The 22,657-nt window shown below is 70.2% G+C and carries 20 protein-coding genes; 9 read left to right on the top strand and 11 right to left on the bottom strand.

Annotated features, from left to right (window positions below; translation table 11 throughout):
• Window positions 1-111: 111 nt before the first annotated feature.
• Window positions 112-1,278 carry an HpcH/HpaI aldolase/citrate lyase family protein gene (locus ACFYMU_RS07990; protein WP_388369559.1) on the bottom strand — a complete coding sequence of 389 codons (1,167 nt, stop codon included), beginning with the start codon at window positions 1,276-1,278 and terminating at the stop codon, window positions 112-114.
• 195 nt (window positions 1,279-1,473) lie between these two features.
• Here ACFYMU_RS07990 and ACFYMU_RS07985 point away from each other — a divergent pair, with 195 nt between their 5' ends.
• The gene (locus tag ACFYMU_RS07985; RefSeq protein WP_388369556.1) at window positions 1,474-2,340 is read left to right on the top strand and encodes a TerD family protein; all 867 of its coding nucleotides are present in this window, start codon (window positions 1,474-1,476) and stop codon (window positions 2,338-2,340) included.
• Between the two features lie 17 nt (window positions 2,341-2,357).
• Here the strand turns inward: ACFYMU_RS07985 and ACFYMU_RS07980 are convergent, their stop codons facing one another.
• From ACFYMU_RS07980 to ACFYMU_RS07955, 6 genes are all read right to left on the bottom strand, one after another.
• Entirely contained in the window at window positions 2,358-3,092 is a 735-nt protein-coding gene (locus tag ACFYMU_RS07980; RefSeq protein ID WP_388369553.1) for a Tellurium resistance, read from the bottom strand.
• A 99-nt stretch (window positions 3,093-3,191) separates the two neighbouring features.
• Window positions 3,192-4,340, bottom strand: coding sequence for a DUF475 domain-containing protein (locus tag ACFYMU_RS07975; protein ID WP_388369550.1), 1,149 nt, complete (start codon window positions 4,338-4,340; stop codon window positions 3,192-3,194).
• 186 nt (window positions 4,341-4,526) lie between these two features.
• The gene (locus tag ACFYMU_RS07970; protein ID WP_388369547.1) at window positions 4,527-5,102 is read right to left on the bottom strand and encodes a TerD family protein; all 576 of its coding nucleotides are present in this window, start codon (window positions 5,100-5,102) and stop codon (window positions 4,527-4,529) included.
• Between the two features lie 737 nt (window positions 5,103-5,839).
• Entirely contained in the window at window positions 5,840-6,415 is a 576-nt protein-coding gene (locus ACFYMU_RS07965) for a TerD family protein (protein ID WP_388369543.1), read from the bottom strand.
• A 118-nt stretch (window positions 6,416-6,533) separates the two neighbouring features.
• Window positions 6,534-6,992: a peroxiredoxin gene (locus ACFYMU_RS07960; RefSeq protein WP_388369540.1), complete on the bottom strand. Its 459-nt coding sequence runs from the start codon at window positions 6,990-6,992 to the stop codon at window positions 6,534-6,536.
• Between the two features lie 172 nt (window positions 6,993-7,164).
• On the bottom strand, window positions 7,165-7,602 hold the full coding sequence (locus ACFYMU_RS07955) for a DUF3052 domain-containing protein (protein ID WP_388369537.1): 438 nt from the start codon (window positions 7,600-7,602) through the stop codon (window positions 7,165-7,167).
• Between the two features lie 455 nt (window positions 7,603-8,057).
• On the opposite strand from ACFYMU_RS07955, the gene aceE reads away from it, so the two are divergent.
• Together aceE and ACFYMU_RS07945 are read left to right on the top strand one after the other, a co-directional pair.
• The gene (aceE, locus tag ACFYMU_RS07950) at window positions 8,058-10,805 is read left to right on the top strand and encodes a pyruvate dehydrogenase (acetyl-transferring), homodimeric type (protein WP_388369534.1); all 2,748 of its coding nucleotides are present in this window, start codon (window positions 8,058-8,060) and stop codon (window positions 10,803-10,805) included.
• An 82-nt stretch (window positions 10,806-10,887) separates the two neighbouring features.
• On the top strand, window positions 10,888-11,658 hold the full coding sequence (locus tag ACFYMU_RS07945; RefSeq protein ID WP_388369532.1) for a potassium channel family protein: 771 nt from the start codon (window positions 10,888-10,890) through the stop codon (window positions 11,656-11,658).
• Between the two features lie 211 nt (window positions 11,659-11,869).
• Here ACFYMU_RS07945 and ACFYMU_RS07940 read toward each other — a convergent pair whose 3' ends face one another.
• The gene (locus ACFYMU_RS07940; RefSeq protein WP_388370314.1) at window positions 11,870-13,357 is read right to left on the bottom strand and encodes an MFS transporter; all 1,488 of its coding nucleotides are present in this window, start codon (window positions 13,355-13,357) and stop codon (window positions 11,870-11,872) included.
• Between the two features lie 253 nt (window positions 13,358-13,610).
• Here ACFYMU_RS07940 and ACFYMU_RS07935 point away from each other — a divergent pair, with 253 nt between their 5' ends.
• The 3 genes from ACFYMU_RS07935 (at window position 13,611) to ACFYMU_RS07925 (ending at window position 16,644) form a co-directional block, all read left to right on the top strand.
• Window positions 13,611-14,252: a TetR family transcriptional regulator gene (locus tag ACFYMU_RS07935; RefSeq protein ID WP_388369529.1), complete on the top strand. Its 642-nt coding sequence runs from the start codon at window positions 13,611-13,613 to the stop codon at window positions 14,250-14,252.
• Window positions 14,253-14,505: 253 nt separating this feature from the next.
• The gene (locus ACFYMU_RS07930) at window positions 14,506-15,723 is read left to right on the top strand and encodes an alpha/beta hydrolase (protein WP_388369526.1); all 1,218 of its coding nucleotides are present in this window, start codon (window positions 14,506-14,508) and stop codon (window positions 15,721-15,723) included.
• Between the two features lie 66 nt (window positions 15,724-15,789).
• The gene (locus tag ACFYMU_RS07925) at window positions 15,790-16,644 is read left to right on the top strand and encodes a DUF4429 domain-containing protein (RefSeq protein ID WP_388369523.1); all 855 of its coding nucleotides are present in this window, start codon (window positions 15,790-15,792) and stop codon (window positions 16,642-16,644) included.
• Between the two features lie 361 nt (window positions 16,645-17,005).
• On the opposite strand, the gene ACFYMU_RS07920 is transcribed toward ACFYMU_RS07925, so the two are convergent.
• A complete protein-coding gene (locus ACFYMU_RS07920) occupies window positions 17,006-17,893 on the bottom strand; it encodes a LysR family transcriptional regulator (protein ID WP_388369520.1) in 888 nt (295 codons plus the stop codon).
• A gap of 401 nt (window positions 17,894-18,294) precedes the next feature.
• Between ACFYMU_RS07920 and ACFYMU_RS07915 the strand changes: the two genes are divergently transcribed.
• Window positions 18,295-19,488, top strand: a complete 1,194-nt coding sequence (locus ACFYMU_RS07915) for an MFS transporter (RefSeq protein WP_388369518.1) — start codon at window positions 18,295-18,297, stop codon at window positions 19,486-19,488.
• 247 nt (window positions 19,489-19,735) lie between these two features.
• Here the strand turns inward: ACFYMU_RS07915 and ACFYMU_RS07910 are convergent, their stop codons facing one another.
• Both ACFYMU_RS07910 and ACFYMU_RS07905 read right to left on the bottom strand, forming a co-directional pair.
• Complete coding sequence (locus ACFYMU_RS07910; protein WP_388369515.1) at window positions 19,736-20,752, bottom strand: aldo/keto reductase; 1,017 nt, start codon at window positions 20,750-20,752, stop codon at window positions 19,736-19,738.
• A complete protein-coding gene (locus tag ACFYMU_RS07905) occupies window positions 20,752-21,225 on the bottom strand; it encodes a MerR family transcriptional regulator (RefSeq protein ID WP_388369512.1) in 474 nt (157 codons plus the stop codon). Before ACFYMU_RS07905 ends, ACFYMU_RS07910 begins: the two co-directional genes overlap by 1 nt.
• 96 nt (window positions 21,226-21,321) lie before the next feature.
• Here ACFYMU_RS07905 and ACFYMU_RS07900 point away from each other — a divergent pair, with 96 nt between their 5' ends.
• Together ACFYMU_RS07900 and ACFYMU_RS07895 are read left to right on the top strand one after the other, a co-directional pair.
• Complete coding sequence (locus ACFYMU_RS07900; protein WP_388369510.1) at window positions 21,322-21,801, top strand: GNAT family N-acetyltransferase; 480 nt, start codon at window positions 21,322-21,324, stop codon at window positions 21,799-21,801.
• Between the two features lie 10 nt (window positions 21,802-21,811).
• Window positions 21,812-22,636: a serine hydrolase domain-containing protein gene (locus ACFYMU_RS07895; RefSeq protein ID WP_388369508.1), complete on the top strand. Its 825-nt coding sequence runs from the start codon at window positions 21,812-21,814 to the stop codon at window positions 22,634-22,636.
• Window positions 22,637-22,657: the final 21 nt, after the last annotated feature.

The following is a 22,657-nucleotide window of genomic DNA, read 5'->3' as shown; positions in this document are numbered from 1 at the left end:
CGGTCACTACGTCACTGCCTCACCACATCGCCAGGTCGCCACGTCCCCACGCTCCCACGTCCGCACAACCGCGCGGACGCACGCACGCACAACCGCACGGCCGCCGAGCGCTCAGCCGGGGAGGCCCGCGGCCAGCAGCTCCACGAAGCCGACGCCCTCGCCCGCGACACCGAAGACCTCCGCGCGCTGGAGGGTGCGCTCGGCCCAGGCGCGGTGCGGCTTCACCTCGTTCATCTTGTTGGTGTACGCGGAGCGCAGCACACCGCCGCCGAGGCGCTCGGGCCGCAGGATGTCCTGCGCGTCGCTGAACTCCTCGTGGCTGACCACCGACAGCGCGTGCACCGGCATCACGTGCGAGGGGTGGATACAGGTCTTGCCGAGCAGGCCGTTGGCACGGTCGAGGGAGATCTCGCGCAGCAGCCCGTCCATGTCGTGCTCGATGAGCGCCTCGCGCAGCTCCTCGACCTCGCCCGCCAGGAAGGGGCTGCGCCGCAGCTGCGGCTTGAACATCCGCTCCTGGACCCGGAAGTACTCCCACACCGGACCCGTCACCGTGAACCCGGTGCCGTCGGCGCGTCCCAGGACGTTGACCACGTCGGCGATGACGGAGGCCACGATCTGAATGTCGTACGCCGTCATGTCGGGCGCCCTGCGCAGTCCGTACGAGGAGCAGAAGTCGGTGACGCCGAGGCGCAGCGCGAGGACCCGGTCGCGGTACTTGTCGACCGTGCGGGAGATGCCGTCCAGGGTCTCCCTGCGCGACTCCAGGTAGAGCAGGCCGGGTGATTCGAGGACGGGCATGGCGAACAGCCGGCGCCCGCTCGCCGTCTCGGCCGCCGTCAGCGCCTCCAGGAAGGGAACGCCCCGCTCCTCCGTGAACTTCGGCAGCACGAAACCCGACAGCAGTCGCACCGCCGGGCCGAGACGGCCCACCAGGTCCGGGATCTGCTCCGGCGTGCGGACCCGGACGAAGAGCAGGGGCAGCTCGACGTCCGGCCGCGATGCGAGGTCGGCGAACTGCCGGACCAGGTTCTCCTCGGCGTCCACCACGTCCGCGTCGTCGATGGAGTCCTCCAGGCACAGCACCATGGAGACCACCCCGCGGCCCGCCTGCTTGACCACGTCGTCGGCGAGGTGCGGACGGGTCGCGGGACTGTACAGGGTGGCGCCGAGGGCCGCCGCGAGCACCCGCGCGGGCGAGTCGGCGGTGAACACCGCAGGCTCCCGGTGGAAGAGGCGCTGCCGCTCCTCAGGGGCGATGTGCCCGAAATGACGCATAAGACTCCCCCGTGGTACCGGACGACCTGGACGACCCGAAAAGATGTGGCCGGTAATAGTACGTAGAACCCCATGTCGGGGGTTCCCACGGGGCGTGAAGTTCAGGTAACTCGACAGTGTCGGGGGCGGTCTGCGCCACTCCGGGGAAGCCACCCCGCGTTGTCGTGAGCAGGCCCCAGAAGGCAGGATGACGCCATGACGCACGCGATGCTGAAGGGGTCGAACGTCCCGCTCGAGGCCACGGCCGTACGGGCGGTGCTGCGCTGGGCGCCGGGACAGGGCGTCCCGGAGGTCGACGCCTCGGCGCTGCTCCTCGGTCCCGGCGGGCGGGTGCGTTCCGACGAGGACTTCGTCTTCTACAACCAGCCCCGGCATCCGTCCGGGAAGGTCCGGCTGCTCGGCAAGAAGCGGGAGGCGGACGGGCTGACCGAAACGATCCAGACGGACCTCGCGGGCATCGAGCCCGGCGTGGGGCAGATCCTGCTGGTCGCCTCGGCGGACGACGTCACGTTCGACCGCGTACGCGCGCTGCGCATCCTGCTGTACGACGCGGCCGCCCCCGACGCGGAGCCACTGGCGTACTTCGACATCAAACCGGAGACGGGCGCGGAGACGGCGCTGATCTGCGGGGAGCTGTACCGGCGCGGCGACGGCTGGAAGTTCCGGGCGCTCGGCGAGGGCTACTCCAACGGGCTCAAGGGGCTCGCGAACGACTTCGGCATCTCGGTGGACGAGTCGGAGACACCGCCCGCGGCGGCCGGAACGGCGGGTTCGGTCCCCGCCGCCGGGCCCGAGGTGTCGGCGCCGCTGCCGCCGGAGCAACCGTTTCCGGCGCAGCCCTCGTACGGCTATCCGGCGGTGCCCACGCAGCCGGCTCCCCCGACCGCCGCGCGGCCGGCGTACGGCTATCCGCAGCCGACGAGCCGGCCCGCGTACGGCTACCCGCAGCCGCAGACGGCGGCGGCTCCCGCACCGGCGTACGGCTACCCGCCGACGGCCGCCCCGATCCCCGACCCGGACTTCACGCTGCCCCCGCAGGGGCCGCAGTTCATCGGGCGGTAGGGGCCGCCCCGCGCGGATCACGCCTTCGTCTTGTACCCCCGGCCCCACTGCAGGCCCCACCCGTACAGCCGGTCCAACTCGGCCTGGAAGCCGTAGACGAACTTCACCTCGCGTTGGACGACGATCTCGCCCTTCACGTTCTCGATCAGGACGACCGCGCAGGAGCGGGCCTGCGGGTGGCGTTCGTCGAGGCCGATCTCGATGCGTGGACCGTTGCTGGGGAACATGGTCACGATGGCGTGCGTACGGTCGAACGCAGGCGTCTGGTCGTATATGTAGACGAAGATCAGCAGCCGCTTGAAGTCGTCCCGGTGGTCGAGGTTGACGAAGATCGTCTCGCCCGATCCGGAGCCGAACCGGTCGTCGCCGCTGAGCTTGATGTACGGCGGGTCGTTGAGCTCTCCGAAGAAGCTGCCCAGGGGCTGCACCACGCCCTTGGTGCCGTCGCTCAGCTCGTACAGGCATCCCAGGTCGAGGTCGACGTTGACCATGCTCTGGGTGTGCGCCTGCACGACCTCCGGGGTGAACAGCCGGAGAGGACGGCGCAGCAGGCTGCCGCGCTCCGGGGCGCCGATGTCCGAGGTGCGCATCCGCCACGACAGGTTGATGCGCAGGTTGCCGGTCGCCGCGCCCTGTTTGGTCAGGGACACCCGTTGGTGCCGCTTGGTCAGCTCGATCGCGTTGCTCGCCGCGCTGCCCGAGTCGAACTGCGCGGCCCGCCCGCGCCACACGCCGTCCCACAACAAGCCCATGCCCGCCCCCTGTACTCACAGTTCCACAGCCGCGGGGCGGCCGCGAGGACGAGTCCTCGCGGCCGCCCCGAAACAGAGCGTTCCTCGCCCTGAGGCGTATCACACCCCGGACGAGACCTCAGTCCTCTCGTCCGAGCCCTCGCCGTTTCCCTCGGTTCCAGCGAGCGCGCGGTTGCGGCGCACGGAGGACCAGAAGGACCAGGCGATCAGGACGACGCCGACGAGACCGGTGACGACCTCGTTGATCTCGTACTGGATGGTGACGAGGAGGATCACGGCCAGGGCGCCGATCGCGTAGTGCGCGCCGTGCTCCAGGTAGACGTAGTCGTCGAGGGTGCCCTGGCGCACCAGGTAGACCGTCAGCGACCGGACGTACATCGCGCCGATACCGAGGCCGAGCGCCATCAGCACGATGTCGTTGGTGATGGCGAAGGCACCGATCACACCGTCGAAGGAGAAGGACGCGTCCAGGACCTCCAGGTAGAGGAACATGAAGAACGCGGCCTTGCCCGCCAGGAGGATCGCCGAGCGCTGCTTGCCGGCGCGCCTGGCCTCTTCCTCCTCCTCGTGTTCCCGCTCCTCCTCTTCCTCGAGCCGGTCCTCGAAGTAGCCGGACAGACCACCGACGATCATGTAGGTGATCAGGCCGGCGATGCCCGCGATCAGCACCGTCTGCGCCTTGTCGACATGGGCGCCGCCGTGCTGGTGGGCGTGGGCCGCGAAGGTCATGGAGGAGATCAGCAGGACGATCAGCGCGATGCAGACCGACAGCATGTCGACCTTGCCGAGCTTGGCGAGCGGACGCTCGATCCAGCGCAGCCACTGGATGTCCCGGTCCTCGAAGATGAAGTCCAGGAAGATCATCAGCAGGAACATGCCGCCGAAGGCCGCGATCGCCGGATGGGCGTCGGTGACCAGCTGCTGGTACTGGTCCTTGTCCGTCAGCGCCAGATTGACCGCGTCTATGGGGCTCTTCTTCGCGGTGACGGCGACGATCACCACCGGGAAGACCAGCCGCATGCCGAAGACGGCGATGAGCACACCGACCGTGAGGAAGATCTTCTGCCAGAAGGCATTCATCTTCTTGAGGATCCCGGCGTTGACCACCGCGTTGTCGAACGACAGCGAGATCTCGAGGACGGACAGGATCGCCACGATGCCGAAGGCGGTCCACCCCCCGTAGAGGACCGCGGCGGCCAGGCCGACCGCGGTGACCACGAACGACCAACCGAAGGTTTTCAGAAGCACTGGCTACCCAATCCGTATCTGTACGGGTCTCCCCCGTTGCCGTACCCGGCTTTGCCTAATGTTGACCACGAGTCTAGAGGGGGAGCGGGCCGACCGGGCCATTTGGTTCGGCCGGACCTCTCAGCCGCAGGTCGGGGAGCGTGGACCGGCCCCCTCGCCGCTCACGGACAAGGCACGACGTGGCCTCTACCCGACGTTGACCCCGAAGTCCAGGGCGATGCCGCGCAGACCCGACGCGTACCCCTGTCCGACGGCGCGGAACTTCCACTCTCCGCCGTAGCGGTAGACCTCGCCGAAGATCATGGCCGTCTCCGTGGAGGCGTCCTCGCTGAGGTCGTAGCGGGCGAGTTCCTGACCGTCGGCCTGGTTGAGGACCCTGATGTAGGCGTTGCTGACCTGGCCGAAGGTCTGGCCGCGCTCGTCGGCCAGGTGGATGGAGACCGGGAAGACGATCTTGTCGCACTGGGGCGGCACCTTGGCGAGGTCGATGAGGATCGTCTCGTCGTCGCCCTCACCCTCGCCGGTGAGGTTGTCGCCGGTGTGCTCCACGGAGCCGTCCGGGCTCTTGAGCTGGTTGTAGAAGACGAACCACTCGTCACCGAGCACCCGGCCGCCGCTGCACAGCAGTGCGCTGGCGTCGAGGTCGAAGGGCGCTCCGGTGGTGGAGCGCGCGTCCCAGCCGAGCCCGATCATCACCTGTGTGAGGTTGGGTGCGGCCTTGGAGAGGGAGACGTTGCCTCCCTTGGCGAGCGTGACGCCCATGATGCTGGTCCTCCCCGAGGTACTGCGTCGTACCGGGGGCGGTCCCCCCGGCGGTCCGGGGGTGGCTCCCCCGGTGGTCCGGGGGCCGGACCCCCGGTGGTCGAAGACCGGCCCCGCCGGCCGGGACCCGCGCCCCCGGTGTCCCGAAGGCCACATCCCCGCCGCTCCGGAAGCCGAACCCCCGAGACCCGTACGCCCCGGCCCCACGGACCCGGAAGCCTCCGCCCCGGAAACCCGAAGCCGGACGCCCGGAAGCCTCCGCCCCGGGACCCTGGAGCCTCCGCCCTGGGAACCCGGAGCCCGAGAACCCGAAGCCAGGAAGCCTCCGCCCGGGAACCCGAAGCCCGAGGACCCAGGAGCCTTCGCCCTGGGAACCCGGAGCCCGAGAACCCGAAGCCCGGGAGCCTCCGCCCCGGGAACCCCGGAACGCGGGTGGCCGGGACTCCCGCTGTCGGAAGCCCGGGCGCCCGGCCCCGGGAAGCCGGGCCTCGCCGAGGCGAGCCCGGAGTCCTGAGGCCGGAGTCCCGAGGCCGGGAGTCCGGCTCTCCGCCGCCTGGGAGCCCGGCCCAGGAGCCCGGAAGTCCGGCCCGCCGACGCGAGCCCGGGCCTGCCGGAGCCGGGAGCCCGGCCCCGATGGGTCCGGGCTCCCGCGAGGGCCCGCGCGGCCGGCGTCCGCGGTTCGTGCGGTGCGGCGCCGGAGGGTGGTGACGGTGGCGTGACCGCGCGAGCGCTTCGGCTCAGACGTTCACACCGAAGTCCTGCGCGATGCCGCGCAGCCCCGACGCGTAGCCCTGGCCGATGGCACGGAACTTCCACTCGCTCCCGTGGCGGTACAGCTCGCCGAAGACCATGGCGGTCTCGGTGGAGGCGTCCTCGCTCAGGTCGTACCGCGCGATCTCCTGGTGGTTGGCCTGGTTGACGACGCGGATGAACGCGTTGCGCACCTGGCCGAAGGACTGCTGGCGGTTCTCGGCGTCGTAGATCGAGACCGGGAAGACGATCTTCTCGACGTCGAGCGGGACCGCGGCGAGGTTGACCTTGACCACCTCGTCGTCGCCCTCGCCCTCACCGGTGAGGTTGTCGCCGGTGTGCTCCACGGAGCCGTCCGGGCTCTTGAGGTTGTTGAAGAACACGAAGTTCTGGTCGCTGCCGACCTTGCCCGAGGAGTTCAGCAGCAGAGCGCTGGCGTCCAGGTCGAAGTCGGTGCCGGTCGTGGTGCGGACGTCCCAGCCCAGACCGACGAGGACCGCGGTCAGGCCGGGGGCCTCCTTGGTCAGTGATACGTTGCCGCCCTTGCTGAGGCTGACTCCCACGAGTCCTCCCATTGATGTCCAGGGGCGGGGAGCCCCGTGGTGCCGGTGTCGGGTATCGGATCAACGAGTCGATCCTAGTGAGCGGTTCCCGCGCCCCGCAGGGCTTGGAACCGAAGAATCACAGGGTGTCGAGCGCCTTCACGTACTCGTTCAGGTCGCGCGCGTCCGGCAGGCCGTTGACGACGGTCCAGCGCACCACGCCCTCCTTGTCGATGATGAAGGTCCCGCGCACCGCGCAACCCTTGTCCTCGGCAAAGACGCCGTACGCGCGCGAAATGTTGCCGTGCGGCCAGAAATCCGACAGCAGGGGGTATTCCAGGCCCTCCTGCTCGGCGAAGACGCGCAGGGTGGGGACGGAGTCGTTGGAGACGGCGAGCAGCTGGGTGTCGTCGTTGACGAACGTCGGCAGGTTGTCGCGCAGCTCGCACAGCTCGCCGGTGCACACGCCGGTGAAGGCGAAGGGGTAGAAGAGCAGCACCACGTTCTTGTCGCCGCGGAAGTCCGAGAGCTTCACGGTCCGGCCGTGGTTGTCCTTGAGCTCGAAGTCAGGGGCCTTGTCTCCGACCTGGATCGCCATGGTCCTGCATTCCTTCCGGTGGGCTGTACGGGGTGGGACCACCCTACGCAGCGATCACCGCGAGCCGGCGGACGGGCTGAGGGTTTCAGCCCGTCCGGGCTCCGGGAAGCAGGCCGTCCAGCCCCTGCGGAGGTCCGGGGCCGGACCTCCGGGGACGGTCATCGGGCGGGGATCACTTCTTGGGCTTGGCCGCCTTCGGCGTCACCAGCCGGCTCCCGCTCCAGTCCTTGCCCACACTCACGCTCTTGGACGCCGACAGACCCGCCGTCGTCGCGGCTTCGGAGATGTCGCTCGGCTCCACGTAGCCCGCACGGCCGGTCTTCGGCGTGAGGAGCAGGATGGAGCCGCCCTCCTCGATGTACGTGGTGGCGTCCACCAGCGCATCCGTCAGGTCGCCGTCGTCGTCGCGGAACCACAGCACCACGGCATCGGCGACGTCGTCGTATTCCTCGTCCACGAGCTCGCCGCCGACGGCTTCCTCGATGGCCTCGCGGAGCTCCTGGTCGACGTCGTCGTCGTAGCCGATCTCCTGGACCACCTGCTCGGGCTGGAATCCCAGCCTCGCGGCAGGGTTCGTCCGCTCCTCCGCGTGGTCCGCGGTCGCGCTCACGGGTTGCCTCCTGATCATGTCTTGGATGGGGTACCCCCTGCTCGTCGAGAGCTTGGGGGAATCTCAGCCACGCGCGTACGCGAAGCATTGGCCGTAGTCCACACGGGCGGGACGGATCGCGCAAGTACCCGGCGGTTCAGACCGCCGAAACGGTGACGATCCTGGCCGTGTCGCCGCAACTCCTGTCACGGTATCGCGCCCAGGAGTGATCCACACCACACCGTTCTGCCCGGTTTGCGCATGCCGAAATCCTCCACCGGTACGAGAGTCGAACGGCCCTTCCAGGGGTGCCACACCTTGGGCGTATCGTTGCGTTTTGGTCGGGCTCATCCCGCAAGACCGGTCCGCCACCATGGTTACCACTCGGTAGAGATGACGTTTCGCTCCCCCCAGGTACACGATGGGGACCGGTGCCGGCACAGGCAGAAGTAGCCCTCTGACAGGTAAGGAACAGCGTGGCTTCCGGATCCGATCGCAATCCGATCATCATTGGCGGCCTTCCGAGTCAGGTTCCTGACTTCGACCCCGAAGAGACCCAGGAGTGGCTGGACTCCCTCGACGCCGCCGTGGACCAGCGCGGCCGCGAGCGGGCCCGCTACCTGATGCTCCGTCTGATCGAGCGGGCCCGCGAGCGGCGTGTGGCCGTGCCCGAGATGCGCAGCACGGACTACGTCAACACCATCGCCACCAAGGACGAGCCGTTCTTCCCCGGCAACGAGGAGATCGAGCGCAAGATCCTCAACGCCACCCGGTGGAACGCCGCGGTCATGGTCTCGCGCGCCCAGCGCCCCGGCATCGGGGTCGGCGGCCACATCGCCACCTTCGCCTCCTCCGCCTCGCTGTACGACGTGGGCTTCAACCACTTCTTCCGCGGCAAGGACGAGGGGGACGGCGGCGACCAGGTCTTCTTCCAGGGCCACGCCTCGCCGGGCATCTACGCCCGCGCCTATCTCCTGGACCGGCTCACCGAGCAGCACCTGGACGGATTCCGCCAGGAGAAGTCGAAGGCCCCCTACGGCCTCTCCAGCTACCCGCACCCGCGCTCCATGCCGGACTTCTGGGAGTTCCCGACGGTCTCCATGGGCCTCGGCCCGATCGCCGCGATCTACCAGGCCCGCATGAACCGCTACATGGAGGCGCGCGGCATCGCGGACACCTCCAGGTCCCAGGTGTGGGCGTTCCTCGGCGACGGCGAGATGGACGAACCGGAGTCGCTCGGACAGCTGACCCTCGCCGCCCGCGAGGGGCTGGACAACCTGACCTTCGTCGTCAACTGCAACCTGCAGCGCCTCGACGGCCCGGTCCGCGGCAACGGCAAGATCATCCAGGAGCTGGAGTCGGTCTTCCGCGGCGCCGGCTGGAACGTGATCAAGCTGATCTGGGACCGCTCCTGGGACCCGCTGCTGGCCCAGGACCGGGACGGCCTCCTGGTCAACAGGATGAACACCACGCCGGACGGCCAGTTCCAGACGTACGCCACCGAGTCCGGCGCCTACATCCGCGACCACTTCTTCGGCGACGACCAGCGGCTGCGCGCCATGGTCGAGAACATGACCGACGACCAGATCCTGCACCTGGGCCGCGGCGGTCACGACCACCGGAAGATCTTCGCGGCGTTCTCGGCGGCCAAGGCGCACAAGGGCCAGCCGACGGTGATCCTGGCCAAGACGATCAAGGGCTGGACGCTCGGTCCGAACTTCGAGGGCCGCAACGCGACCCACCAGATGAAGAAGCTCACGGTCGACGACCTCAAGCGCTTCCGGGACCGCCTGCACCTGCCGATCTCCGACAAGGAGCTGGAGTCCGGCCTGCCGCCGTACTACCACCCGGGCCGCAACTCGGACGAGATCCAGTACATGCACGACCGCCGCAAGGGGCTCGGCGGTTACGTCCCCACCCGTGTGGTGCGCTCGAAGCCGCTCGCGCTGCCCGAGGACAAGGTGTACGCGACCGTCAAGAAGGGCTCCGGTCAGCAGTCGATCGCCACCACCATGGCCTTCGTCCGCCTGCTGAAGGACCTCATGCGGGACAAGGAGCTCGGCAGGCGGTTCGTGCTGATCGCGCCCGACGAGTACCGCACCTTCGGCATGGACTCGTTCTTCCCGAGCGCCAAGATCTACAACCCGCTCGGACAGCAGTACGAGTCCGTGGACCGCGATCTGCTCCTCGCGTACAAGGAGTCCCCGACCGGCCAGCTGCTGCACGACGGCATCTCGGAGGCGGGCTGCACGGCGTCCCTGATCGCGGCGGGCTCGGCGTACGCCACCCACGGCGAGCCGCTCATCCCGGTCTACGTCTTCTACTCGATGTTCGGTTTCCAGCGCACCGGCGACCAGTTCTGGCAGATGGCCGACCAGCTGGCCCGTGGGTTCGTGCTGGGTGCGACCGCCGGGCGCACGACGCTGACCGGTGAGGGCCTGCAGCACGCGGACGGCCACTCCCAGCTGCTCGCCTCGACCAACCCGGCGTGCGTGGCGTACGACCCGGCCTACAGCTACGAGATCGCGCACATCGTGCAGGACGGTCTGCGACGGATGTACGGCTCCTCTCCCGAGCACCCGCACGGCGAGGACGTCTTCTACTACCTCACCGTCTACAACGAGCCCATCCGGCACCCGGCCGAGCCGGGGAACGTGGACGTCGAGGGCATCCTCAAGGGCATCCACCGCATCAGCGAGGGCACCTCGGGCACCGTCCCGGCGCAGATCATGGCCTCCGGCGTCGCCGTGCCGTGGGCGATCGAGGCCCAGCGGATCCTCGCCGAGGAGTGGAACGTGCGCGCCGACGTCTGGTCGGCGACCTCCTGGAACGAGCTGCGGCGCGAGGCCGTCGAGGTGGAGCGGAACAACCTGCTGCACCCGGAGGAGGAGCAGCGCGTCCCGTACGTGACGCGGAAGCTGAACGGGGCCGAGGGTCCGTTCGTGGCCGTGTCCGACTGGATGCGATCGGTTCCTGACCAGATCGCGCGCTGGGTGCCCGGCCCCTACCAGTCCCTGGGTGCGGACGGCTTCGGCTTCGCGGACACCCGCGGTGGGGCCCGCCGCTTCTTCCACATCGACGCGCAGTCGATCGTGGTCGCGGTGCTCACCGAGCTGGCGAAGGCGGGCGGCATCGACCGCTCGATGCTGAAGCAGGCGATCGACCGCTACCAGCTGCTCGACGTGGCGGCGGCCGACCCGGGCGTCGCGGGCGGCGACGCCTGACCTGACCTGACCTGCGGTTGGTCCCGGCAGGGCGGCAGGGCGACGGTCCCCGCCGCCCTGCCGGCTTTTCTACGATGCCCCCATGAAGGAGACATCGGCACAGGCCCGCTGGGAGCACTACACCGGGCGGCCCCTGCTCGTACTGGCGGTCGCGTTCGCCGTCGCGTACGGCGTGCCGATCGTGCACCCCCACGCGAGTCCCAGGCTGACGAGCGCGTGCACCGTGGTGGAGTGGGTGGTGTGGGCCTCGTTCGCCGCCGACTATCTGGCGCGGCTCGGGCTCAGCCGGAGGCGCCTGGAATTCGTCCGTACCCACTGGCCGGACCTGTTCGCGGTGGTCCTGCCGATGCTCCAGCCGCTCCGGCTGCTGCGGATAGTGGCCACGCTCACCCTCGTGGGACAGCGGGCCAGGATGGCGTCGCAGATCCGGCTGACGACGTACGTCGGCGGGGCGGTCGTCGGGCTGCTGATGTTCGGGTCGCTGGCCGTGCTGTCGGTGGAACGGGACTCGCCCAACGGGAACATCAGGACGCTGGGCGACGCCGTGTGGTGGTCGTTCACGACGATGACGACCGTGGGATACGGGGACCACGCGCCGACCACCGGGCTCGGGCGGGTACTCGCGGTCGGGCTGATGCTCTCCGGGATCGCGCTGCTCGGTGTGGTGACGGCGAACATCGCCGCCTGGTTCATCGCGCGGTTCGAGCAGGACGATGCGGTCGAGCGGCGGCAGACGGCGGCGATCGAGGCCCTGACGGAGGAGGTGCGGGCCCTGCGGGCGGAGGTCGCCGCGCTGTCCGGGCCGTCCCTGCCGCATCCCCACGCCCCGGAGGAGACCGGCCCCCGGCCGTAGACGGGGGCGCTCGCGCACGCGGAGCACCCCGTCGCCCGGGCCGGACCTGCCTGCGCGCCGCCCCCCTCCGGCAGCGCGCCGCAGTCCGGCCGTCCTCCGGGTCCCACGACCCCGCCGTGAGAAGGACGCGACCACTGTGACCTGCGGCGCGCGCGAGCAGGGAGGGATCTTGAGCGCCTTCACCCTGATGAGCGAACGGGCCCGTCCGGCGTCAGATGTGCGCGGCCCCGGCACCCGCCTCCGCGTTCTCGCCGCGCTTGGTGAAGAGCGCGACCAGTACGGCGACCGCCGCGACGCCCGCGGCGACCAGGCAGGCCAGGCTCATACCGGAGATGAACGTGTCGTGCGCGACGCCCGTGATCTTCTCGGCGACCGCGGCCGGAACGCCCTTCGGCACCGGGGCGACACCCACCTGGACCGCCTGCGACGCCTGGTCGAGCTGGGCGGGGGTGAGCGGCGGCAGCTGGGCGGCGGCCCAGTTGCCCGGCAGGTCGTTGTCGACGCGGGAGGCCATCACCGCGCCCAGCACGGCCGTGCCGAGGCTGCCGCCGATCTGCATCGCGGCCTGCTGGAGGCCGCCGGCGACGCCGGAGAGCTCCATCGGCGCGTTGCCCACAATGACCTCGGTGGCGCCCACCATCACCGGGGCGAGGCCGAGGCCGAGCAGGGCGAACCAGATCGACATGACGGCGCTGCCGGTGCCGGCCTCCAGCCGGGACATGCCGAACATGGCGACCGTGGTGAGCACCATGCCGCCGGCCAGCGGGATGCGCGGGCCGGCCTTGGTGATCACGGCGCCCGCGAGCGGGGAGCCGACGATCATCATGCCGGTCAGCGGCAGGAGGTGCAGGCCCGCGTCGACCGGGCTCATGCCGTGCACGTTCTGCAGGTAGAAGGTGACGAAGAACAGGCCGCCCATGAAGGCGATCGCCATGAGGACCATCAGGACGACGCCCGCCGACAGCGGCACCGAGCGGAACAGCGCCAGCGGGATCAGCGGCTCCTTCACCTTCGTCTCCCAGAAGGAGAAGAGGGCGAAGCACACCACGGACGTGCCGATGAACAGCCACGTCCTGCCGTCGCCCCAGCCCCAGGACGGGGCCTTGATGAGCGCCCAGACCAGACAGAACATGGCGGCCGACAGCAGCGCGATGCCGGGCAGGTCGAAGGAGCGCGGCGCGTTCTCGGCGCGGTGGTCGGTGAGGATCAGCAGGCCGAGGACGAGGGCGAGGGCGCCGACCGGCACGTTGATGAAGAAGACGGACTGCCAGCTGACGTGCTGGACGAGCAGACCGCCGAGGATGGGGCCGCCCGCGGTGGAGGCGCCGATGACCATGCCCCAGATGCCGATGGCCATGTTCAGCTTCTCGGCGGGGAAGGTGGCCCGCAGCAGGCCGAGCGCGGCCGGCATCAGCAGCGCGCCGAACAGTCCCTGGAAGACACGGAAGGTGATGACGAGGGCGATGCTGTCGGAGAGGCCGATGGCACCGGAGGAGGCGGCGAAGCCCACCACACCGATCAGGAAGGTCTGCCGGTGGCCGAAGCGGTCGCCGAGCTTGCCCGCGGTGATCAGGGTGACCGCGAGGGCGAGGAAGTAGGCGTTGGTGATCCACTGGACGTCGGCGAAGCTCGCGCCCAGGTCCTTGGCGATGGCCGGGTTGGCGATGGCCACGATGGTGCCGTCGAGGGCGACCATCATCACGCCGATGGCGACGGCGACAAGGGTGAGCCACGGATGCCCGCGCAGCCCTCGCCCCGGCGCGCCATCCGGCGGGGCCACCGACGTACTGGACGTCTTGTCCCCCGGTTCCGTCGCGTCGACGGTGGTCTGACTAGTCATGCGGTCGAGGCTAATGACAGCCTCTGACAATTGACAAACCAGTTCACAAGTCGGTAACTGTCACGCCACTCACGGATAGGGTGAACCGGGCGGATGAACGAAATGAGGACCCATGGAGACGGCCCCGCGGCCGGGACTGCGTGAGCGCAAGAAACGTCGCACCCGGGACGCGCTGCTGCGCGCCGCCCTCGAGCTGTTCCTCACCCAGGGGTACGAGCGGACGACCGTCGACGAGATCACCGAGGCCGTGGACGTCTCGCAGCGCACCTTCTTCCGCTACTTCGCCGGCAAGGAGGAGGCCGTCTTCTTCGTGCACTCCGTGGCGGAGTCGTCCTTCCTGGACGCGGTGCGCGGGCGGCCGCACCACGAGGCGCCGCTGGAGGCGCTGCGCCAGGCCGTACTGGAGGGCTGGGACGGCATCGAGGAGGCCGTCGGCCGGTTCATCCCGATCGAACTGCATTTGCGCACATATCGGTTGATCGAGTCGACGCCCGCCCTGTTCGCCACCCATCTGCGCCGCTCGGCGGAGTTGGAGGAGGAGATCGCCCGTGCGATCGCCGAGCGCGAGGGACTCGACCTGGACACGGACCCGCGGCCGCGCGTCGCGGTGGCCGTGTTCGGCGGGGTGATGCGCGTGACGGAACGGCTGTGGAGCGCACGGGGGGACCTCAGCGTCGCCGCCATCCGCGAACTGACGGCCTCTTACCTCGACGCCGTGGGTCCCGCTTTGGCCGAGAAGTGGCGGGCGGAGTGATGCCGTACCGATTCCGTGCTGATTCCGCATCGGTTCCGCACGGGTCAAGTGAATTCCCGCCCCCGGGCCCCGGGCCGCGGCCGACGAGGTGAACCCCTGGTCACACGCCGTGCCGGATGACGCGTACTTCATCGGCTCAGCGTGATGATCGGACGTAAGGTGCATCCGTTTTGCCGCAATTGGTGCACCAGAAACGTGAGACGCGTCACTCGGTTAACGCGAGACACTCTCGTTCTCCTAGTGTGTCCTTCCAGTGACTTCCTTCGACACCTCCCCGCAACTCAACGTCTGGCGCGCGCTGCTCGCGCTGGCCGTGGTCTTCGTGATGCTCGCGACGACCGGCTGGACCGCCGTGCGCAGCCACCGCGGCCTCACCCCGCTGCAGGCGTCGCGCTCCGCGTGGGAACACGGCAGGCTCGCCGGCCGTCAGCTGCCGGACCTCGACGAACCCCCGGCCCGGCTCACCGCCTTCTTCGCCTCGCTCAGCGACCGCCAGCGCTCCCGGCTCGCCCACCGCTTCCCGCTCGCGGTCGGCAACATGAACGGGGCCCCGGTACGGCTGCGCTACGACGCCAACCGCATCGCCCTCGCCCGGCAGCGCAAGGTCGAGCGCGCCCGGATGCACGACGACCGACTGTCGTCGGTGGGCCAGCAGGAGGCCGGCCGCCTCATGAACCGCTTCGGGGCGCTGATGCGCAAGGGCCGCCAGATCCTCGCCTTCGACCCGGAGGGCTCGGGCCGTATCGCCGAGGTCTTCGGCAACCTGGACCGGGCCGAGCGGATCTCGGTCGTGGTCCCCGGCGTCGACACCGACCTGCTCACCTTCCAGCGCACCTTCCGCAAGTACTCGGCACCGGTCGGCATGGCCGAGGCGCTGTACGCGGCGGAGCGCGAGAGCGACCCGGGCACCCGCACGGCCGTGATCGCCTGGGCCGACTACACCTCGCCCAGCGGGCTCGGCATGGAGGCGGCGACCGCGATGCGCGCCGCGGAGGGCGCCGTCCGGCTCAACGCCCTGCTGCGTGCCCTGCCCGGCCGCGCACCGGTCCAGCTGTACTGCCACAGCTACGGGTCGGTGCTGTGCGGGGTGGCGGCGCACCGGCTCCCGGCCCGCGTGTCCGACATAGCGGTGGCGGGCAGCCCCGGCATGCGGGCCGACACGGCCGAGGGCCTGCACACCACGGCGCGCGTGTGGGCCATGCGGGACGCCGACGACTGGATCCAGGACGTGCCCTACCTGGAGGTGGGCGGCCTCGGACACGGCGCCGACCCGGTCTCCCGGGGTTTCGGGGCGCGGGTGCTGTCCGCGGGGGGCGCGAAGGGTCACGCCGGCTATTTCGAGCCGGGCACCGCGAGCCTGCGCAACTTCGCCGACATCGGCACCGGCGCGTACGGTTCGGTGCTCTGCGCCCACGACGACGACGGCTGCCGGACCGGTTTGTCCGGCACCGTCTCGGCCGGACGCGCGTAGAGGACCAGGAATTGCGGTCTGCCAGGGGAGGCGACGGAGGAGCGCGTGCCGCATACGATGAGCCGCATGGGTGACGTACTGGCCGGATTTCATGCCGCCTGGGAGTTCGAGTCCGACTCCGTGCTCATCCGCTTCGAACGGGGAATCCGGACGCCGAAGCTGTTCCAGGCGCTCGGCGAACGCCGCATCCCGCTGGAGGCGATCGCGGGGGTGACGCTCGCTCCGGGGAAGCGCGGGACGGTCGTCCTGCACGCGGTGCCGAGGCCCGGGGCCGACCCGCTGATGGAGGCGGCGGCCGGACAGCTCAAGGAGACCTCCGACCCCTACCGGCTGGTGCTGCCCGCCGACCGCGAGACCCTCGCCGAGTACTACGCGGACGAACTGCGCGCCCTGCTCTCCGAGGACGCCGGGCCGGCCGAGCGCTTCCTCGTCACGCCGCCCGAGGTGCCCCTGCAGTTCAAGGCGTACGACGGGAAGGCGTCCTTCGACGGCAAGGCGGTGTCCTTCCGCTGGTCCTGGACGGGTGCGTCCTCGGCCAAGTGGAAGGCCGGCGACCAGAGCTTCCCGGTCACCGGCCTGAGCGGGGTCGAGTGGCGCTCCCCCGAGGTCTTCGAGGGCCATCTGCGGCTGCTGCACCGCCACCCGGCGGGCGCCGCGCAGTCGGCCCAGCCGGACCAGGACCCCGCGGCCGTGATCTTCGGGCTCGGCTACGGGCCGGTGCACGAGTCGCTGCCGTTCGCCGCCTCGGTGCTCGCGGCCGTACGGGCGGCGGGCCCCGCCCCGGCCGCCGCGCACGCCGCCCGCCGCGATCCCGCGGACATCGCCGAGCGGATCCGGCACCTGGGGGAACTCCACGAGGCCGGGCTCGTGACGGACGAGGAGTTCTCCACGAAGAAGGCGGAACTGCTGGCGGAGCTCTAGGACTCCGGTGCGGTTTCGTGATGTATCCGGTGGGTTCGTCTGCGGTTTGTCGCCGGTAGGGGCGGCGTCGGGCTGTTGCCTGGTGGCGTCTGCACCGGTTGGAGCGTCGGCGTCCGCGAACCCAGGGCGCCGGCATCGGCGACCGCCGACATGGTCGAGAACCCCCGTGTCTCCGGGCGTGGTGCGGGCGCGAGACCCAGTCGGCAGATCGTCTCCGGCGGACGCCCGGAGCGGCTGTCCGCCGCCGCGCCTGACCGGGCAGCCCCGTCCGGCCGACCAGCACGGTCAGGTCACCACACCGGGCGAAGGTTCACGGCCGCTGCACCCGCGGCCGACCACGGCACCGCGAGCCGTGTCGGCCTCATTGCGCACCGTGCGCGTCCGGGATGTCGAGTATGCGGAGGAAGGCGGTCGCCGCAGGTGTGCGGCTGCCCGGACTCCAGATGACGTACTCGACGCGGGTGGGCGCGTCGGTGACCTCGACGGTGGTCACGCCGCTGAGTTGAGCCACGTACGCGGAGGGGAGCATCGCCACGCCGAGGCCCTGCCCGACCATGCGGGCCAGGAAGTCCGCGTTGGTCACTTCGAACGCGACATCGCGGGTGAGACCAGCGGCTGAGAAGGCCAGGTCGGATTGGGCGCGACCGGCGGTCTTGGCCGGCAGATCCACGAACACCTCCGAGGAGAGCCTTCGAAGGTCCACCGCTGGTTCGTCGGCGAGGGGGTGATCGGGCGCGACCACGGCGACGAGCCGGTCACGGGCGAGTTCACGGACGCCGACCCCCTCGGGCCGCACTGTGGTCGGCAGCCCGAGGAAGGCGACTTCGACGGCTCCCTGCTCGACCTGCTCGACGAGATCGTCGCTCGCGCCCACGCGCAGGCTGATGCGCACCTTCGGGTACTGCCGGCGAAAGTCGCGCAGCGCGCGCGGGATGTCGACGGCCGCGACGGACGGAATCAGACCGACGGAGAGCCGCCCGCGCACCTCGCCGACCGCGGCGGCGACCTCGGCGGCCGCGCGCTCGGCGGCGTCCAGGCATTGGCGGGCGGCGGGCAGGAACGCCGCACCGGCCGGCGTCAACCGCACCCGGCGGGTGGTGCGCTCGAACAGCCGTGCTCCCAACTCACGCTCCAGACGCGCGATCTGGTGGCTGAGGGCGGACTGGACGACCAGACAGCGCTCGGCGGCACGGGTGAAGCTGTTCGTCTCCGCCACGGCGACCACGTAGCGCATCTGCTGAAGCTCCATGGAATCCATCTTGTATCAAGATGAATCAGATGACGAACATGCGTTGGACTCATTGATGTGTGCCGGGCCAGGATCTGAGCGTGCCGCTTCCGGCACCGCACGGATTTTCTGACGGAAGTCGGCAAAGGTGTCGGCCCGGGAAATCCGTCTCGCATCGTTTCCGGCAGCGCTCTCGTGACGTGAGCACAAATCCCGCCGCCACCGCCGACCTTCGTCGTCGGCGAATCGATCCGAGCAGCGGCAATCGGATGTCAACCGGAAGGACGCCCCACCATGACCGGCACGCCGTCCAGTCGGCAGGAGCAGGCGGCCGGCACGGCCGCGTCACCTGCACCCACACGTGAGCACATCGCGGGAGAGAAGTAATGTCCTTAAAGGAAAAAGAACGCTCGTCCTCAACCTTGAAGGCGTGGCTCGGTGTTGCTTCCATCACCGCCAGTCTGTTCGTCTTCCTCACCACTGAGCTGATGCCGGTGGGTCTGCTCACTCCGCTGAGCAAGAGCCTGCACATCTCGGTCGGTGTCGCCGGCCTCATGGTGACCGCGCAGGGTGTCGCGGCCGGCCTGGGCGTACCTTTCATCGTGGCCTGGACCAGGCGCGTCAACCGACGTCTTCTCCTGTCCGCGCTGCTCGCGGTACTGGCCCTGGGAAACCTCATCACCTCCGTCTCGCCGAACTATCCGCTGATCCTCGGGACGCGGCTGTGCATGGGGTTCGCCAGCGGCGTCTTCTGGGCCATCGGCGTAAGCATGGCCATGCGGATCGTCCCCGAGCGTCACGCGAGCCGGGCGGCCGCGGTGGTGATGTCCGGCATCTCCATCGCCACGGTCGTGGGCATTCCGCTGGGCACCATCGCCGAAGCCCACACGAACTGGCGGATCACCTTCGCCGTCTGGGCCGGCCTCAGCCTGCTGGTGCTCCTCGCGGTCGCGTCGATCGTTCCGTCGCTGCCCTCGGAGAACGCGGTGTCGGTCCGGGAGGTCTTCGGGCTACCGGTCAAGAACGGGCAACTGCGCACGGTGCTGTTCATCGTCGTCTTCTTCGTGCTCGGCCACTTCGGTGCCTACGCCTTCGTGCGCCCCTACCTGGAGGACAACGCATCCGCCACGTCCACCTTCATCACGGTCGTGCTGATCATCTTCGGTGTCGGCGGTGCCGCCGGGAACTTCATCGCCGGACACACGGTGGACAAGAGCCTGCGAGCCACCTTCGTCGCCGGGCTCGTGGGACTCCTGGCGGCCCTGCTGCTGCTTCGTGTCGTCGGTGGCGGGGAGGCCGGCGTCGTCGTCGCGCTGATCCTGTGGGGGCTCTCCTTCGGCGCCGTGCAGTTGTCCCAGGTCAACATGACGCTCGCCGCCGCGCCCGAAACCTTCGAAGCCGCGATGTCGCTCAACACCATGGCGTACAACACGTCCATCGCGCTCGGAGCGTTGTTCGGTGGCCTGTTCGTCGATCACCTGGGTGTCACGAGCGTCATCTGGTTCGGTGTGATCCTGGCGGGGACATCGCTGCTCCTCAGGCTGGGCACCGGCCGGAGGGGAAAGACCTCGAACGCCGTCGCCGAGGACGACCTGGCGGCCCCCACCACTGGATGAGCCGTCCGCACGAGGGAGCGGGGCGCGCCGACGCCGGCGTGCGCCCCGCAGGAATTCCACCGCCCTTCCCACGGGACGGGGCACGGTCGGCCGACGAGGAAGCGAAGGCAGTGCGCTGCCGCGGGGATCCCGCGGCAGGCGGCAGCCGGCGGGACGCGGTGAGCACGTCCGGCACGACGCCTCCGGCCGCCCCCAGGTGCCTGCCGGCCGACCGCCGACCGCTGGCCGGGCGGGCGGGCGGGCGCCCCTACTCCCGTCCCGCCGACGCGAACGTCATGTCCGGGTAGCGGTCGCCCGCCACCTTGGAGGCGATCGGCTCCAGCAGGGCCAGTTCACGGTCGCTCAGCACGATCCGTGTCGCCGCCGTGTTCTCCTCGACGCGCGAACGCCTGGTCGTCCCCGGGATCGGCACCACGGGCAGGCCGTGCACCACCGCCTGCCGCTGCACCCAGGCCAGCGCGATCTGCGCGGGCGACACGCCGTGGGCCTCGGCGACCGACCGTACCGGCTCCAGGAGCGCCACGTTGGCGCTCGCGTTCTCCCCCGTGAAGCGGGGCATCGTGCGGCGGAAGTCCTGGTCCGTGAGGTCGGTGTCGGCGTTCGAGAAGGAGCCGGTGAGGAAGCCGCGCCCGAGCGGCGAGTACGGCACCAGGGCCACACCCAGTTCCTCGGCGGCCGGCACCACGTGCGCCTCGATGTCCCGGCTGAACAGCGACCACTCGGACTGCACTGCGGCGATCGGGTGAACCGCCGCGGCCGCGCGCAGTTCGCCCGCCGTGACCTCGCTCAGCCCGAGGTGCTTCACCTTGCCCTCGCGCACCAACTCGGCCATGGCCGCGACGGTCTCCTCGACCGGCACGTTCACGTCGCGGCGGTGCATGTAGTACAGGTCGATCACGTCGACGTCCAGGCGCCTCAGGCTCGCCTCGACGCACTGGCGGATGTACGGGGGATCGTTGCGGATGATCCGCTTGAACGGCTCGTCGGGCGGGGAGGAGATCCCGAACTTGGTGGCGATCACGACCTCGTCCCGGTGCGCCTTGAAGAACGGCGACAGGAACGTCTCGTTCTCACCCGCGCCGTACGCGTCCGCGGTGTCGAAGAGCGTGACGCCCAACTCCAGCGCCCGCTCCAGGGCGGCCCGCGCCTCCCCGGCGTCCGCGGGGCCGTACGCCCAGCTCATCCCCATGCAGCCGAGCCCTTGGACCCCCACCTCGGGGCCCTCGCCGCCGAGCCGCACCGTCGTGATCCTGCTGTCCGTCATCAGGGCCTCTCCGACGCCAGGGCGCGGCCGGCGTCCGCGTAGAAATCGATCTTGCGGTTGAGCACCGAGAGCGTGTCCTGGAGCTCCGCGATCCGGGCGAGCACGTCCCGGCGGGTCGCCTCCAGCAGTTCGTGGCGCTCGGCGTAGGTGTGGGCGCCCTCCCGCACCAGTCCCGCGTAGCGCACCATGTCGGCGACGGGCATGCCGGTGAGCCGCAGCTTGCCCACCAGGTCGAGCCAGTCCAGGTCCGCGTTGCAGTAGCGGCGCTGGCCGGTGTGCGAGCGGTCGATGTGCGGCATCAGCCCGATCCGCTCGTACCAGCGCAGGGTGTGCGCGGTCAGGCCGGTGAAGGCGACGACCTCGCTGATCGTGTAGCTGTCCCGGCCGTCGGGACGGGGGTGCCGCGCGGGCGCCGCGGAGCAGATGTCGGTTCCTTGTTCGGCCTCCTCGGCCAAGGTCTCGATCACCGTCATGGGCACCACGCTAAGACCTTCGAGTGCACTCCAAGCAAGCGGAATCAGGTGAAAATGCCGAGACCCGGCGCGGTACGGCTGACTAGCGTGCGGTCCATGAGTCTCGTACGACGGGCAGTGCCCGAGGACGCCGGGGAAGTGCTGCGGCTGCGGCAGATCATGCTGGATTCGGTGTTCTCCGCCGGCTCCTCCACGGAGTGGCACGCCGAGTCGCTGCCGACGGTACGCCGCCGGCTCGCCGACCGGGACGGCGGCTTCGTGGCCTTCGTGGTCGACCACCCGGAACGGCCGGGGGCGCTGGCGGCGCTCGCGGCCGGCACGATCGACTACCGGATCGGCGGGAAGGACAATCCGCACGGGCGGGTGGGGTACGTCTTCAGCGTCGCCACCGATCCCGACGCCCGTCGCCGCGGCTACGCCCGCGCCTGCATGGAGGCCCTGCTCGACTGGTTCCGGGAGCAGGACGCCCGGCAGGTCGATCTGAACGCCTCGGCCCAGGCCGAGCCGCTGTACGCGTCCCTGGGCTTCGTCCGCAAGCCGGACCCCTCGATGCGGCTCCAGCTGGGGAACGCATAGCCTCATACCCATGTCCCTGCAGAGCCTGGCGCTGATCGAGAACTGGCCCGTCCCCACCGCCGCCGCGGCGGTCGTCCGTGCGGACGGCACCGTCCCCGGCACCCGCGGCCCGGTCGGCCGTCGCTTTCCGCTGGCCTCGGTCACCAAGCCGCTCGCCGCGTACGCCGTGCTCGTCGCGTACGAGGAGGGAGCGATCGAGCTGGACGAGCCCGCCGGCCCGCCCGGCTCCACGGTCCGCCATCTGCTCGCGCACACCTCCGGCCTGGCCTTCGACGAACCCCGGGTGACGTCGGCGCCCGGGGAGCGGCGCCTGTACTCGAACGCCGGGTTCGAGGCGCTCGGCGACCATGTGGCGAAGGCACCGGACATCCCGTTCGGCGAGTACGCCCGCCAGGCCGTCCTGGAGCCGCTGGGCATGACCGCCACCAGCCTCAACGGCTCCCCCGCCAAGGACGGCGTCTCGACGGTCGCGGACCTCGCCCGGTTCGCGGCCGAGGTGCAGGCGCCGCGCCTGCTGGATCCGCGCACGGTGGCCGAGGCGATGACGGTGCAGTACGCCGGGACGAAGGGCGTCCTGCCCGGCTACGGCCACCAGAACCCCAACGACTGGGGCCTCGGCTTCGAGATCCGCGACGCCAAGTCGCCACACTGGACGGGGCGTTCCTCCTCGCCCCGGACGTTCGGCCACTTCGGCCAGTCCGGCACGTTCCTGTGGATCGACCCCGACGCCGGGGCGGCCTGCGTCGCGCTGACGGACCGGGCGTTCGGGCCGTGGGCGATCGAGGCGTGGCCGGTGTTCACGGACGCGGTACTGGCGGAGCTGCGGGGCTGGTGAGAGCGGCGTGAGCCATGCCGT

Source organism: Streptomyces sp. NPDC007264, assembly GCF_042869095.1.
Lineage (GTDB): Bacteria > Actinomycetota > Actinomycetes > Streptomycetales > Streptomycetaceae > Streptomyces.
The sequence above is the reverse complement of the archived record's forward strand: the minus strand, read 5'-3'. Positions and strand labels throughout refer to the sequence as shown.